The following is a 13,349-nucleotide window of genomic DNA, read 5'->3' on the forward strand; positions in this document are numbered from 1 at the left end:
CGAACTGACGCCGGCGCGCATGGACGCGGCCGTCCAGGACGCGGTGCGCACTCTGGGCCACGGGCCGGTGTTCGAGCTGCATCTCTTCGGGGACGGTGGCCCGGAGTGGGGCGTGACCGGTTGGTCGGAGGAGGGCGGCGCTGTCCCGGACGCCCCAGGCCTCTACGCCGTGTACGCGAAGGACGTGTCCCGTGTGCGTCGAGAGCTCGGACCTGAGGTGCCGGTGGGGGCGGACGGCTTGTTGTACGTCGGCAAGGCCGAGCGGAGTCTGGCCGCCAGGGATGTGCGGCAGCACTTCGGCACGGGCAAGACCGGCCGGTCCACCGTGCGCAGGACGTTCGCAGCGCTGCTGGAGCACTCGGCGCTCCTCTGGCCGGTGCCGCGGGCCGGGGGCAAGCCTTCCAGCAAGAGTCCGGCGACCTTCGACCTCAGCGAGCGCTCGGAAGAAGCGCTGACCAGGTGGATGGTCGACCACCTGGTCCTTCGCGTCTGGGTGCCCGAAGTGCCCGTGGCCCTCGGTGACGTCGAGAAGCACGTGATCACGGCGTGGCGCCCGCCGCTGAACCTCACCCACGCAGGCCCCCCGCCCCCACATCAAGGCAGCTCGAGCCTGGATGGTCGCACTGGCCGCTGCGCAGGAAGAAGCAGAAGAGGGGCGACTCCCGGAAAGCTGGGAGCCGACGACGGTCGGGGATCTGCTCCGCGAGCACCCCGAGCAGTACGGGCTCCGAGGGTCCGTCGGCCTGTGGACCGAACTCCGGGTGCGGTTCGCGCGTGAGCCGCCGCCGGCGTCGCGTGACGAGCTCAAGGGCCTCGTGGACGGGGCGATCGACGAGATCCTCACCGAGGCCACGCCCTATGACCGAGTGAGCGTGAACATGGACCGCTGCAACGTGGGCGGCATGAGCCAGGCGCTGATCCACCTCCCGTGGTGGCGGGAGACCGCCGTGCCGATGATCCTCGACCGCTGGCAGAAGTGGGCCGATGCACGCGGGAAGGGCTGACGGGTACAGAACCCGGCTTACAGTCGGTTCATCCCTCGGCGGGACGACCGTCGGACGCTGATGGCCACCCTCGTGCGCGCGCTGAGGACTGGCGGTCCGACCCGGCCGACGACGTCGGTAACCCTGCCGCGAGCGTCACCCCGGCCCTGCCCACGGAGCGGCTGCGCCCGGTGGGGTGAGGATGCTCGGCGCAGTTCGTCAGGAAGCGTCCACACCGGCGTCTCTTAGGTAACGATCCGGCCCGATCGTTGCACATGCGGATCCATGCGAACGGATCGGGCGTTGGGCTGTTGTCTTACAGTCCAGCGGCCGCATGGCCGCCTCGACCCGCTCCGGGGTCACGTGCACCTCCGGGGCGAGGTCTTGAGGGGTGAAGTCCGGGTCGATGCACTCCTGCCAGAAGACCACGTGCTGCTCGTCCAGCCAGTGGGCGGACGCCCGCGCATCTGCAGCGCCCTCCCCCTGCACCGAGTACCAAGACAGGTACGTCACCCCGTCCACCACCTCGGAGAAGATCGTCTCCACGTACATGCGCTCCGGCTCCAGCGTCTCCCGGAACGCCTTGGGGTCGCACAGGGGAAGTCCATCCACGCCCGGGCGCGCTCCTCCTTGCCGGGCACCACGCGGAAACGGGCCAGCTCGATCCTCATGCCCCGAGCGTAGGGGCGGGGCCCCATCACCCGTGCCGCTACCGTGACCCCATGCCCACCCCCTTCGCCGCCCTCGCCGCGCGCCGCGGCGTCGCCTTCCCGCTGCGCGCCGAGCGCCTGACGCTCACCCCGTTCGCCGCTGACGATGCGACCGCCGTCTTCGCCTTCTGCCGCCTCGAGGAGGTCTGGACGTGGACGTCAGGGCGGGCCGGCTCGGCCGACGAGCTGCGGGAGCAGTACCTCGCCACCGGCGACCGGCTGACGGTCCGCGTGGATGAGGCGATCATCGGCGTCGGGAAGCTGGCCGTGCAGGACGCGTGGAGCCAGGGCGGGCCACGCGAGGAGGCCCGGAACGCGCAGGCGGAGATCGGGTGGACCATCGACCCGGCTCACGCCGGACGGGGCTACGCCACCGAGCTCGCCGGCGCCCTGCTGGAGATCGCCTTCACGGGCCTGGGCGTGCGACGCGTGGAGGCGGAGGCCTTCGCAGACAACGCGCCCAGCCTGCGCGTGATGGAGAAGGTCGGCCTGCGTCACGAGGGCACCTTCCGGGAGGAGTCGCTGCACCTCACCCGCGGCTGGGTCGACGGCGTCACCTACGCGCTGCTCGCCTCCGAGTTCCGCGCGCGGGGGAGACTTCTCCGCGACATTCCCTGGACCTGACGAGAGGACACCCCATGACCACCGAGACCCCCACCCTCACCGCCCCCGAGATTCCCGCCACCATGAAGGCCGTCGTCATCCGCGCGCCGGGCGACGTCGTCGTGGAGACCGTGGAGACCCCGCGCGTCGTGAAGCCCGCGGACGCGGTCCTCAAGCTGGCCGCCGCGTGCGTGTGCGGATCGGACCTGTGGCCCTACCGCGGCCACAACGAGGTGGACCACCGCCGCATGGGCCACGAGTACGTGGGCACGATCGTGGAGAAGGGCGCGGAGGTCGCCACCCTCGAGCTGGGCGACTTTGTGATCGGCTCGTTCATGCTCTCGGACAACACGTTCGATATCTGCCAGGCCGGTTACCAGTCCCGTTGCGCCGACGCGGGCTCGTAGACGGGCAGCCAGGCTCAGTACATGCGCGTCGAGCTCGCGGACGGCTCCCTCGTGAAGGTGCCCGGCGGCGAGCCCTCGGACCCGGACCGCCTGGCCGACTACCTGGCTGCCTCGGACGTGCTCGGCACCGGTTCGTACGCCGCCGTCGCCGCGCAGGCCCGCGCCCTGCTGGACCTCGCCTTCACCGGCCTGGGCGTGCGCCGCGTGGAGGCGGAGGCCTTCGCGGACAACGCGCCCAGCTTGCGCGTCATGGCCAAGGTGGGGCTGCGCCACGAGGGCACGCTCAAGGAGGAGCCGCTGCATCTCACCCGCGGGTGGATCGACGGCGTCACCTACACGATGCTCGCCTCCGAGTACCGCGCGCAGAGCTGAGCCGTCTCCTCATGAGCCGGTCCGAGAGCGGTGGGCCAGTTCGCCTCCGATAGGATCAGAGGGTCCTGTCCGGTGTCGGCTCGCCCCCAATGGAGACACCGCCCGTCGATGCCGCTGGCTCATTGAAGTTCGCGGGTGCATCCGTTGATTCGGAATCAACGTCCCAGTCGCGAACGACGGACTTGCCCATGGCGCTCTCAATGAGGTCCACGAGTCGACGGCGACGATCCTGGAAGTAGCCGTCGAAGTCCCCTGCCCGGAGAAACGCCGGGTCAATCGCATGGGTCGCAATCTGCGCGTCCACCTGTTCCGCACTGAGGCCCTTCGCATCCAGGCGGTCGATGTAGACGGCGGGTGAGTCGCCCCGCAGGCGGATGTTTGTCTTCTTCGCCAGAGGAGTCTTGTTGATGATGCTCTCGCGTCGCCAATACTCGATCGCGTTGTCCTCGCACCACTTCTTGGGGAAGACATGATGGATGTCGACCTGCAGCTCGTCATACGACTGGAAGTCAAGCTTCTGATCCAACATCCAGTCCTTCACGGGGGTCTGCTGCGCCATGATCAGCGCGTAGAGGCCCTTGTAGGCGGCGGACTGCCGTGAGCGCAGAGAACCGAGACGTGACTCCGCGAAGCTGGCGCGGATGATGGCCTCCGGAGTGGTAGAGCTCTTGGCCAGAGACCAATCGGGCAACTGCTCCGCGTCCTTGGCCAGCTGGGTCGTGATCGTAGACCCGTAGAGCTCGCCCAGAACTCCGCACCAGAACCATTGGTTCAAGCGCGCGCGCACCGCGTGCTCTTCAGCTCGCTCGCCCAGCAGGGTGGTGACGATCATCAACGAAACGACCTGCGAGCTGTACGGGATGCCCCGACTCTCATGGATGTGGAGATCGCGGAGATGCCTGGCCACCCTAGGCAAGGCTTCCCGCAGCTGAGGAGCCCAGGTCCGGTAGTCGTCCAGACTCATGCTGAGGATGTCTTCACGGCGGGCGCTGGTCTGGGGCACCTGCTTGCCCGTCTTGCCGGCGGCCAGGGCTGTGCGGCGCTTGGACAGGGTGATCAGCACGGAGACAGCCATGAGGAAGTCTGTGCTCCTCATTTCTTTGAGCACCGGGTACTTGTGGAGCACCTCCTCGGTGCGCGCCCAGTCCTCAGCCAGACGGAAGTCCTCGCCCGTCTCCTTGAAGTAGGCGCCGTCGCCCGCGAAAGTGGCCGTGAGGAGCTCGAAGACGTCGAGGCGCAGACCGCCCGTGTTCACCTTCTCGAAGACGGTGGCGACAGCGTCCTTGGAGATGTCCTTGTCGAGTTCGATGGCGGACACCTTGTACGTCTGCACGGACTGGGCCACGGTCGAGAGGAACTGCTGGGTGACGGCCATCCGCTCCGGGGCGCCCTGCTGGTAGCCCATCATCCACGCGAAGCAGCGTGCACTGTCGAAGAGGACCGTGGCAGGCATGAGTCCCGCCGCGTGCTGCTTCTCCTCCGTCGTCACGTCCAGCACGACGTCTCGGCCGATGTTCCCCGTGACGATGCCCGAGTCCGGCAGAGACACGACGGCGTCCTCCTGTTCCCGGACATCGCCCAGTGCCTTGACCACGTCCACGAAGTATCGGCGCCTCAGCTTGTGATGGCGCGCGTCTTCCGTGTCCACCACGCCATCCCCCGTGAGGGCCTGCACCATCGATGTGGTGCGCTGCTGACCGTCCAGAAGAAGGAGTTCGGGCTCCTTCAGGCCCTCGTGGCCGATACCGGTGATGGGGCGCGGCTTGAAGCGGACATTATGACCTCCGGTCTTGAGGGTCATGATGACGCCCATGGGGTGCCCGCGGAGGATCGTGACCAGCAGGGACCGGATGCGCTCGTCGTCCCACCGATAAGGCCGCTGGAAGTCGGGGAGCTGAAGCTCGCCGCACTGAGCCTTGTTCAGCAGTTCGACGATCGTGTACTGGGGGGTCTGGAAGGTCGACACGGGATTCCATTCCGTCGAGGTCTCGGACCACGGGCGTATCGCGTGGGACGCGCCCTCCGGGAGCCGGGTTCATCCACCATGGCGCCCACGTGGTGAGTCTGAGCCTACTGAAAGCCGTCAGCGACCCCAGCGCTGTCGGCGCTCCCCGTGGCGTCGCCGATCGCGCCGTCGCCGCGCGCGGACCGCGCGTTTCGGTAAGAACCTGAGCCGACGGCCCAGGTTCTGACGGAAACCTGCGGTCCTGTGGACCAAGAGCCCGGGCCCTGCCCGGGGCCGGCCCCGCCTCACTGCGCCGTGGCCAGCTCCCGCTTGAGGATCTTCCCGGTCGCCGTCTTCGGCAGGCCGTCCATCGCCACCACGCTGCGCGGGTACTTGTACGGCGCCACTTGGGACTTCACGTGCGCGACGAGCTCCTCTTCGGTCGCGGTCGCGCCGGGCGCCAGCGTCACGTAGGCGGCCACCTCCTCGCCGAGCTCCGGGTGCGGCACGCCCACCACGGCGGCCTCCGCCACCGCCGGGTGCTCGTAGAGGACCTCCTCGATCTCCTGCGGGTACACGTTCATGCCGCCGCGGAGGCGCACCTCGTCCAGGTTTTCGACGTCGCCGGGGTCCGGGTTGAACGGTCGTCACGGGAAGCGCCCGTCATGACACTGACACCATGACTTACAGTTGTCACTGTGAACTGGTCCTCTGATCATCTGACGGCCACCCTCGACGCCCTCCGCGCGCGTCGTGGCGACACCACCTCGGTCGAGGTCAAGCGGGCCACGGGCGGCGTCCCCTCCCTGCCGGAGACGCTTTGCGCCTTCGCCAACATGCCCGCCGGTGGAACCGTCATCTGCGGCGTCGACGAGGCGCACGGCCAGTTCCGCGTGGTGGGCGTGCCCGACGTCGCCGCACTGGAGGCGGGGCTCGTGGCCCAGGCACGCGAGGCCGTGACGCCCAGCCCGACCCTCCTGCCCCAGGTCTTCCGCCTGGACGGGAAGGACGTGCTCGTCGCCCACGTGGTGCCCCTGCGCCTCACGGACCGGCCCGCAACGGTGCGAGGGCAGGCCTATCTCCGCCAGTCCGACGGCGACTACGTGATGCACGCGCACGAGCTGCGCATGCTGGAGGTCGCCAAGCTCCACGCCGACGAGCGCGTGGACTACGACGTCAAGCCCGTCACCGGGATGAGCGAGGAGGACCTGGTCCCCGAGCTCGTGACCGACTACGTGGCGGCCGTGCGCGAGCGGGACCGCCGCCTCCGTGACCGCACGCACCAGGAGATCCTCCGCCAGACCAACGTCCTCACCGCCGCCGGGGAGCCCACCCTGGCCGGCCTCTACGCCCTCGGCGACTACCCGCAGGGCCGCTATCCGGGGCTCACCGTCACCGCCGCCGTCCAGGTGCGCGGGGGAGAGGGGCAGGCGCGCAGCCGCAACCTCACGGACTTCACCGGCCCCGTCCCCGTGCTGCTCGACGAGGTGATGGCCTGGGTGCGCCAGAACCTCGGGACCGAGCACGTGTACCGCCCCGACGGTCAGCTCGAGCGCCGCCCCGAGCTCCCGCTCGCCGCCGTCCGTGAACTCCTCGGCAACGCCCTCGTGCACCGCGACCTCGGCCCCGACACCCTCGGCGCGGGCAAGGCCATCCAGGTGCGGCTCACGGACCGGGCCCTGTTCATCCAGAGCCCGGGCGGCCTCCGCGGAGTGTCACTCACCCAGCTCGAAAGTGACGAACACGCCCAGGCCGCCGTCAATCAGCGGCTGTACCAGATCGCCAAGAAGCTCACGACGCCGGACGGCGCCTCCGTCATCGAGGGCGAGGGCGGCGGCATCCACGAGGTGTTCCGGTCCGCTCGGCAGTGGGTGCTGGACCGGCCTCAGCTCATCGACACGGGCGTCCAGTTCAAGGCTCTGCTCTGGCGGCCGCGGCCCGAGGGGGCTCGGCCGAGTTGGCGGGAGCCTGCCGTGGAGGTCGCGACGACGTCCCCCGCGGAGGTGACGCCCGGGGCGAAGGCCGGGACACCGTCGTCGGCCGTGCCGCCCAGCTCCGCGCCCACCCGCCACGAGGGGCGCGTCCTCGGTGCCCTGGCCGCGGGGGAGGCGGTGGGCATCCGCGACCTGGAGGAGGCCACCATGCTGACCGCGCGGCAGATCCGCTACGCGCTCCGCCAGCCGCTGCTCGACGGGCTGGTGGAGATGACCGGCGGTCAGGGCCACAAGGACACCCGGTACCGACTGGTGTCGGCCAGAGGGGCGGGAGACTGACACTGCCGCTCTTGAGAGCCCCCCTTGGTGGTCGACTGTGAGTCTGAAGTGTCAATCTGTCGATGTGGATCCGTCCCATGAGCAGAATGAGGTCCTATGCCGCACTCTGATCCGGTTCCCGAGCCGTTCGTCCTGACTCTTGGGTCGGTGCTCGACGCCGCTGGCCTGGACCCGCACGAGGTTCTTGCCATCCATCACACATACAAGGCGGATGGGCTTCCCTCGCGGGCCGCGGCCACGCCCGAGCGCGTGCTCGCCTACACGCGCGAGCAGCTCCATAGCGGGAAGTTCCCAAAGGAGCCTGCCCGCGTCTGGCTGGTCTTCCTGGCCGAGGGCGCGCTTCGCTCTCGCCTCACCGCCGTGTACGAGAACCGTGGGGAATCCGTGGCCGAGCGCACGCAGCGGCACCGGTACTACGATGTCGTGCCGGTGCCGGTGCTGGGGTCCCTGGAAGAGCGCCTGGTCGTGGAGTGGTCGGCGGACCCCGTCAACTGGGTCAAGCGCGGCGTGGCTGCGGCCACTTTTCCCGTCTTGGAGATCGCCGATCCCACCACGGAGGCGTTCCCCGGGTTCGACCATGTGCTGCTCAGCTACGGGGACCTGCAGTCAATGGTGACCGAGACCCGCTATGCCGGCTGGCGCACCGCCCTGCAGGCTGTACGCGGGATCTACCTGATCGCCGATGAGACCGAGGGCCAGTGCTATGTGGGCAAGGCTGACGGCGAGCGTGGCGTGCTTGGTCGGTGGGAGGCCTACGCCCGGGATGGGCACGGCGGGAACACGGCCCTGCGCGACGCCCTCGCCCTCGACCCCGCCCAGCCGAGCCGCTACACCTTCAGCCTGCTCCGCGTGTTCGGCTCCAACACTCCGCAGGCCCAGATCGACGCCGCGGAGAAGCACTACAAGGACGCTCTGATGACGCGCCGGTTCGGGCTGAACCGGAACTGAACGGACTTCGTAGTCCTGGGGGAGTGGGCGAAGGTCAGACGGGGGATGGACTGCCCGCGCCGAGCCTCGGGGAAGAGGACAAGCGCGCCATCCCGGCACTGCAGCCATCGCTGAGTTCCTCGAATGTGACTGCCCACGAGCACACGGGGCATCTGCAAGCCGCCCGCATTGATGTCGTCGCGCGGGCGGGTCTGATGGGTGTGAACGGCCCACCCGGAACCGGCAAGACGACGATGCTCCGGGACATCCTGGCGTCCAACGTCGTCGAACGAGCACGCCGATTGTCGGCGTGTGAGAACCCATTCGACGCCCTCACCGAACGCACCCATGAGTGGACCGGCGAGGGCAGGATGCGACGACGGGCGCGCGAACTCCGGCCCGAGGTGGCCGGCCTCGAAAAGGTGGTGGCCTCGGTGAACAACGCGGACGAGGAGAACCTCTCCGAGGAGATTCCACATCGGAGCGCCACCAAGGACGGCCGACACGTGGATGCGGACTACTTCGCCTGCCTGGCCACCGCCGCCTTGGGCGGAAGCGGCGGGGGAAGAGGACGCCCTGGGTGAGGACAGCTTGACGTCGGAGCAGCCGGGCACCTCGGGCCTGGCCACTGCGCCGATGGCAACGGCACCGACTCCGCCCCGCTCCGCGCGCAGGCGGCCGACGAGGGGGTAGTGCTGCTCGGGGTCCTTCTGGAGGGCCCGGACCGGCCCGGGGCGCACGGGGCGCACGGGGCCGGCCGGACCGACCTACGGACCGGACGGCTCAGCCCTGGGCCGACTCGACGTCCTCGTCGACCCAGTCGCGGGAGCGTTCCACGGCCTTCTTCCACAGCCGCAGGGCGCGCTCAACCTCCTCCTCGTCCGTGGTGGGCTCCCAGCGCTTGTCCTCTTCCCAGTTGGCCACGAGCTCGTCCTGGGACGCCCAGAACCCCACCGCCAGGCCTGCGGCGTAGGCGGCGCCGAGAGCGGTGGTCTCGATGACCTTGGGGCGCACGACGGGCACGCGCAGCAGGTCCGCCTGGAACTGCATGAGCAGCTCGTTGGCGACCATGCCACCGTCGACCTTCAGTTCGGTCAGGTCCACGCCGGAGTCCGCGTTCATGGCGTCCAGGACCTCGCGGCTCTGGAAGGCGGTGGCCTCGAGCGCCGCGCGGGCGATGTGCCCCTTGTTGACGTAACGGGTCATGCCCACCATGGCGCCGCGGGCCGTGGCGTCCCAGTGCGGGGCGAAGAGGCCGGAGAACGCGGGGACGAAGTACACGCCGCCGTTGTCCTCCACGCCGGCGGCCAGGGTCTCGACCTCCGGGGCGCTGCCGATCATCCCGAGGTTGTCCCGCAGCCACTGGATCAGCGAGCCGGTGACGGCGATCGAGCCCTCCAGCGCGTACACCGGCTTCTGGTCGCCAATGCGGTACGCCACCGTGGTGAGCAGGCCGTTGTCCGAGTGCACCGGCTCCTCGCCGGTGTTGATCAGCATGAAGTTGCCGGTGCCGTACGTGTTCTTGGCCTGGCCGACCTCGAAGCACGCCTGGCCGAAGGTCGCCGCGTGCTGGTCGCCCAGGATGCCGGTGATCGGCGTCTCGCGCAGCAGCTGCTGGCCAGACACGGTGCCCACCTCGGCGGAGGAGCTGACGATCTCCGGGAGCATGGACATCGGGATGCCCATGTCCGCGCAGATCTCCTCGTTCCAGTCGAGGGTGTCCAGGTTCATCAGCATGGTGCGGGAGGCGTTGGTGACGTCGGTGACGTGCCGGCCGCCCTCGCCGCCGCCGGTGAGATTCCACACGAGCCACGAGTCCGTGGTGCCGAAGATGAGGTCGCCGTTCTCGGCGGCCTCCCGGGCACCGTCCACGTTCTCCAGAATCCAGGCCACCTTGGGGCCGGAGAAGTACGTGGCCAGGGGCAGCCCGACGCGCTCCTTGTAGCGGTCCGCGCCGACGTCGCCGGCCAGGCGCTCGCAGAGGTGGTCGGTGCGGGTGTCCTGCCACACGATGGCGTTGTACACCGGCTTGCCGGTGTTGCGGTCCCACACCACGGTGGTCTCACGCTGGTTCGTGATGCCCACGGCGGCGACGTCGTGTCGGGTCACCTCGGCGCGGGCCAGGGCCTCGCCGATGACCTCGCGGGTGTTCGTCCAGATCTCCACCGGGTCGTGCTCCACCCAGCCGGCGCGCGGGAAGATCTGCTCGTGTTCGCGCTGACCAGTGGACACGATGGCCCCACTGTGGTCGAAGAGGATCGCGCGCGTGGACGTGGTGCCCTGGTCGATGGCCATCACGTAGCGGGGGGTGGTCATGTCCTACTCCTTCGGAGGTGGTCACGGGGGTGTGGGGGTGGCGGGCACGTTCCCGTAGGGGAACGTGCCCGCCGGGGTTGGACGGGCAGACCGCTCAGACGAACAGAGGCGCGGCGAGGCCGGCCAGGACGGCGCCGACGAGCGGGCCGACGATCGGCACCCAGGCGTAGCCCCAGTCCGAGCCGCCCTTGTGCCGGATCGGCGCGACGGCGTGGAACAGGCGGGGGCCCAGGTCGCGCGCCGGGTTGATGGCGTACCCCGTGGGGCCGCCCAGGCTCGCGCCGATCGCGACGACGAGCAGGGCCACCGCGAGCGGGCCGAGCCCGGAGGGGGTGGAGCCGAAGAGCAGGATCACGAACACCAGGACGAACGTGGCGATCACCTCGGTGACCATGTTCCACAGCGGGTTGCGGATCTCGGGACCTGTGGCGAACGTGCCCAGGATCGCGCCCTGGTCCGTCTCCGCCTGGTAGTGGTCGCGGTAGGCCAGCCAGGCCAGGGCCGCGCCGAGGAAGGCGCCGATCAGCTGCGCCGCGAAGTACGCGAGCGTGGTGCCGAGGGTCACGGCGATGCCGGGGGCGTACTCCTCGGCGCCGCTGACGAGCAGGCCGACGGTCACGGCGGGGTTCAGGTGCGCACCGGTCGCGGCAGCGACGTAGACGCCCGCGAAGACGCCCAGCCCCCAGCCGAAGCTGATGAGCAGCCAGCCTCCGCCGTTGCCCTTGGTCTTCGTCAGGACGACGTTGGCGACGACGCCGACGCCGAGCAGCAGGAGGATCGCCGTGCCGGCGATCTCATACAGGAAGATCGTGCCCATGGACGGGCTCCTTTCAGGGGACGGGGGCGGCGTCGGCGGCCGCGAGCGCGGCGGCGGCGGTGACGTCGTCGTGGGCGGTCTCACCGCGGAGGCGTGCGGCGACGAGGTTCTTGTACGCCCGGATCTCACCGGCGATGCGCTCTTCATCCCAGCCCAGCTCGGGGGCCACGAGGGACGCGATCTCCTCGGCTGCCGCGACGCCGCGGTCGCGGACCTCGGTGGACAGGCGCGTGCGGCGCTCGATGACGTCGTCCAGGTGGACGACGCCCTCGGCTCGGGCCGCGTAGACGATCTCGGCGCGCAGATAGCGCGGCGCCTCGGCGAGAGGGACGCTCAGGGACGGGTCGGCGTCGATCAGGTCGAGCACGTGGCGCAGCACGGTGCCGTAGCGGAACAGGAGCCGGTCCACGCGGGCCTCGTCCAGGCCGTAGTCGGCGGCGATGCGGTCCGCCTCCGCCTCGATCTCCGAGTAGCCGAGGCCGCCGAGCACGGGGATGTGCTCGGTGAGGCTGGGACGGGTCGGGTGGGTCTCGCGCACCACGAAGTCCACGACGTCCTCGGCCATGGCCCGGTACGTGGTCCACTTGCCGCCGGCCACGGCGGTGAGGCCGGGGGCCACCTCGGTGACGGTGTGCTCACGGGAGATCTTGGTGGAGCCGCCGTCGGATCCGGTGACCGGCTGCAGGAGCGGGCGCAGGCCGGCGTACGTGGCGACCACGTCGTCACGCGTGAGGTCCTCCTTCAGCACCGCGTTGGCGTGCTCGAGGATGTAGTCGATGTCGTCCGCGGTGGTGGCCGGATGGGCCACGTCCTCCGCCCACGGGGTGTCCGTGGTACCGATCACCCAGTACTCGTCCCACGGGATGAGGAACAGCACGGACTTCTCCGTCTTGGTGATCACGCCGGTGGCGGCGTCGGCGCGGATGCGGTCGCGCGGGACGGTGATGTGGGCGCCCTTGGAGGCGAGCACTTCGAGGCCGCCGTCGGCCTCGGCCAGCTCCTGCTGCTCCTGGGTCCACACGCCCCCGGCGAGGATGACGGCGCGCGCGTGCACGTCGAACTCCTCGCCGGAGGTCTCCTCGCGGACACGCACGCCCTGCACACGGCCGTCGTCGCCGCGCAGGTAGTCGGTGACGGCGGTGTAGTTGGCGGCCACGGCGCCGTGGTCCACGGCGGAGCGCACGAGCATCATGGCCAGGCGGGCGTCGTCGAACTGGGCGTCGGCGTACTCCACCGCGCCGACGATCTTCTCGTCGTCGAGGGAGGGGAAGGTCGCGGCCATGGAGCGGCGGCTGAGATGGCGGTGCGCGCCCATCGCGCGTCGGCGGCCGAGCGACTGCATGGCGTCGTACATGGTGACGCCGGCGCCGATGAAGCCGCGGTCGATCACCTTGTGGAAGAACGGGAAGACGAAGCGCAGGGGGCGCACCAGGTGGGGCGCGGTCTGGGTGAGCAGCAGGTCGCGCTCCCGCAGCGCCTCATACACCAGCTTGACGTCCAGCATCTCGAGGTAGCGCAGGCCACCGTGCATGAGGCGGGAGGAGCGGGACGAGGTCCCGGAGGCCCAGTCGCGGGCCTCGACGATGCCCACGTCGAGGCCGCGGGTGGCCGCGTCGAACGCGGCGCCCACGCCGGTGGAGCCGCCGCCGACGATCAGGATGTCGAGGGGGGCCTCCGGGCTGGTGGCCCGGAGGCGGGCGAGGTGATCCTCCCGCGTGGCGGCGGAGAGGGGGACGGTTCGCAGGGTCGGCATGGGGGGTTGCTCCTTTATCAGTGGAAGCACAGTGTAGTGGCGTGGCTCACGATACCCAGTATCAGCACGAGCCGAGGTTCATGATGTCACTCCCGGGTCGCGGGTGCCCACGCGCCGGGTACGGTCTCGCGGAACCCGAGCCGCTCGCACAGGGCCACGTCGGTGCGCGTGGAGGTGGCCCGTCTCGCACGGTCCCCGGACTGTGGCACCTCACCCTGTTCCGCTGGAACGAGGGCGGAGCGC

At 69.9% G+C, this 13,349-nt stretch carries 12 protein-coding genes and 2 pseudogenes; 8 read left to right on the plus strand and 6 right to left on the minus strand.

Annotated elements, in window-relative coordinates; all coding sequences use genetic code 11:
* Positions 1-19: 19 nt before the first annotated feature.
* Positions 20-565: pseudogene (locus tag ACFI33_RS01920) on the plus strand (GIY-YIG nuclease family protein); the annotation flags it as partial.
* A gap of 49 nt (positions 566-614) precedes the next feature.
* Entirely contained in the window at positions 615-1,004 is a 390-nt protein-coding gene (locus ACFI33_RS01925; RefSeq protein ID WP_127434991.1) for a hypothetical protein, read from the plus strand.
* A 198-nt stretch (positions 1,005-1,202) separates the two neighbouring features.
* On the opposite strand, the gene ACFI33_RS01930 is transcribed toward ACFI33_RS01925, so the two are convergent.
* Positions 1,203-1,595 (minus strand): DUF6176 family protein, encoded by a 393-nt coding sequence (locus tag ACFI33_RS01930; RefSeq protein WP_194073915.1) that lies wholly within the window; start codon positions 1,593-1,595, stop codon positions 1,203-1,205.
* Positions 1,596-1,705: 110 nt separating this feature from the next.
* Here ACFI33_RS01930 and ACFI33_RS01935 point away from each other — a divergent pair, with 110 nt between their 5' ends.
* From ACFI33_RS01935 to ACFI33_RS01945, 3 genes are read left to right on the plus strand one after another with little or no spacing between them, the layout of a single operon-like run.
* Entirely contained in the window at positions 1,706-2,317 is a 612-nt protein-coding gene (locus ACFI33_RS01935) for a GNAT family N-acetyltransferase (RefSeq protein WP_052001145.1), read from the plus strand.
* A gap of 14 nt (positions 2,318-2,331) precedes the next feature.
* Positions 2,332-2,703, plus strand: a complete 372-nt coding sequence (locus ACFI33_RS01940; protein WP_194073914.1) for an alcohol dehydrogenase catalytic domain-containing protein — start codon at positions 2,332-2,334, stop codon at positions 2,701-2,703.
* A 21-nt stretch (positions 2,704-2,724) separates the two neighbouring features.
* Positions 2,725-3,075 carry a GNAT family N-acetyltransferase gene (locus tag ACFI33_RS01945; RefSeq protein ID WP_194073913.1) on the plus strand — a complete coding sequence of 117 codons (351 nt, stop codon included), beginning with the start codon at positions 2,725-2,727 and terminating at the stop codon, positions 3,073-3,075.
* Between the two features lie 55 nt (positions 3,076-3,130).
* On the opposite strand, the gene ACFI33_RS01950 is transcribed toward ACFI33_RS01945, so the two are convergent.
* Both ACFI33_RS01950 and ACFI33_RS01955 read right to left on the minus strand, forming a co-directional pair.
* A complete protein-coding gene (locus tag ACFI33_RS01950) occupies positions 3,131-5,041 on the minus strand; it encodes a DUF262 domain-containing protein (RefSeq protein ID WP_127434992.1) in 1,911 nt (636 codons plus the stop codon).
* Positions 5,042-5,325: 284 nt separating this feature from the next.
* Positions 5,326-5,619, minus strand: a pseudogene (locus ACFI33_RS01955) (AMP-binding enzyme); the annotation flags it as partial.
* A 99-nt stretch (positions 5,620-5,718) separates the two neighbouring features.
* Between ACFI33_RS01955 and ACFI33_RS01960 the strand changes: the two are divergent.
* From ACFI33_RS01960 to ACFI33_RS01970, 3 genes are all read left to right on the plus strand, one after another.
* On the plus strand, positions 5,719-7,293 hold the full coding sequence (locus ACFI33_RS01960) for an ATP-binding protein (RefSeq protein WP_036337850.1): 1,575 nt from the start codon (positions 5,719-5,721) through the stop codon (positions 7,291-7,293).
* Between the two features lie 96 nt (positions 7,294-7,389).
* Positions 7,390-8,241, plus strand: a complete 852-nt coding sequence (locus ACFI33_RS01965) for a GIY-YIG nuclease family protein (RefSeq protein ID WP_036337848.1) — start codon at positions 7,390-7,392, stop codon at positions 8,239-8,241.
* Positions 8,242-8,264: 23 nt separating this feature from the next.
* Positions 8,265-8,804 carry a DEAD/DEAH box helicase family protein gene (locus tag ACFI33_RS01970; RefSeq protein ID WP_235188144.1) on the plus strand — a complete coding sequence of 180 codons (540 nt, stop codon included), beginning with the start codon at positions 8,265-8,267 and terminating at the stop codon, positions 8,802-8,804.
* Positions 8,805-9,003: 199 nt separating this feature from the next.
* Here ACFI33_RS01970 and glpK read toward each other — a convergent pair whose 3' ends face one another.
* From glpK to ACFI33_RS01985, 3 genes are all read right to left on the minus strand, one after another.
* Positions 9,004-10,536 (minus strand): glycerol kinase GlpK, encoded by a 1,533-nt coding sequence (gene glpK, locus ACFI33_RS01975; RefSeq protein WP_127435101.1) that lies wholly within the window; start codon positions 10,534-10,536, stop codon positions 9,004-9,006.
* Positions 10,537-10,630: 94 nt separating this feature from the next.
* On the minus strand, positions 10,631-11,353 hold the full coding sequence (locus ACFI33_RS01980) for an MIP/aquaporin family protein (protein WP_041104833.1): 723 nt from the start codon (positions 11,351-11,353) through the stop codon (positions 10,631-10,633).
* Positions 11,354-11,366: 13 nt separating this feature from the next.
* Positions 11,367-13,106, minus strand: coding sequence for a glycerol-3-phosphate dehydrogenase/oxidase (locus tag ACFI33_RS01985; protein ID WP_230282507.1), 1,740 nt, complete (start codon positions 13,104-13,106; stop codon positions 11,367-11,369).
* Positions 13,107-13,349: the final 243 nt, after the last annotated feature.

The organism is Micrococcus sp. PSi08 (genome assembly GCF_054960655.1).

Bases quoted from the DNA above. Each gene is read 5' to 3' on its own strand.
- ACFI33_RS01925 (WP_127434991.1), top strand. From the start codon at position 615: ATGGTCGCACTGGCCGCTGCGCAGGAAGAAGCAGAAGAGGGGCGACTC.
- ACFI33_RS01935 (WP_052001145.1), top strand. From the start codon at position 1,706: ATGCCCACCCCCTTCGCCGCCCTCGCCGCGCGCCGCGGCGTCGCCTTC.
- ACFI33_RS01940 (WP_194073914.1), top strand. From the start codon at position 2,332: ATGACCACCGAGACCCCCACCCTCACCGCCCCCGAGATTCCCGCCACC.
- ACFI33_RS01945 (WP_194073913.1), top strand. From the start codon at position 2,725: ATGCGCGTCGAGCTCGCGGACGGCTCCCTCGTGAAGGTGCCCGGCGGC.
- ACFI33_RS01965 (WP_036337848.1), top strand. From the start codon at position 7,390: ATGCCGCACTCTGATCCGGTTCCCGAGCCGTTCGTCCTGACTCTTGGG.
- glpK (WP_127435101.1), bottom strand. From the start codon at position 10,536: ATGACCACCCCCCGCTACGTGATGGCCATCGACCAGGGCACCACGTCC.
- ACFI33_RS01980 (WP_041104833.1), bottom strand. From the start codon at position 11,353: ATGGGCACGATCTTCCTGTATGAGATCGCCGGCACGGCGATCCTCCTG.
- ACFI33_RS01985 (WP_230282507.1), bottom strand. From the start codon at position 13,106: ATGCCGACCCTGCGAACCGTCCCCCTCTCCGCCGCCACGCGGGAGGAT.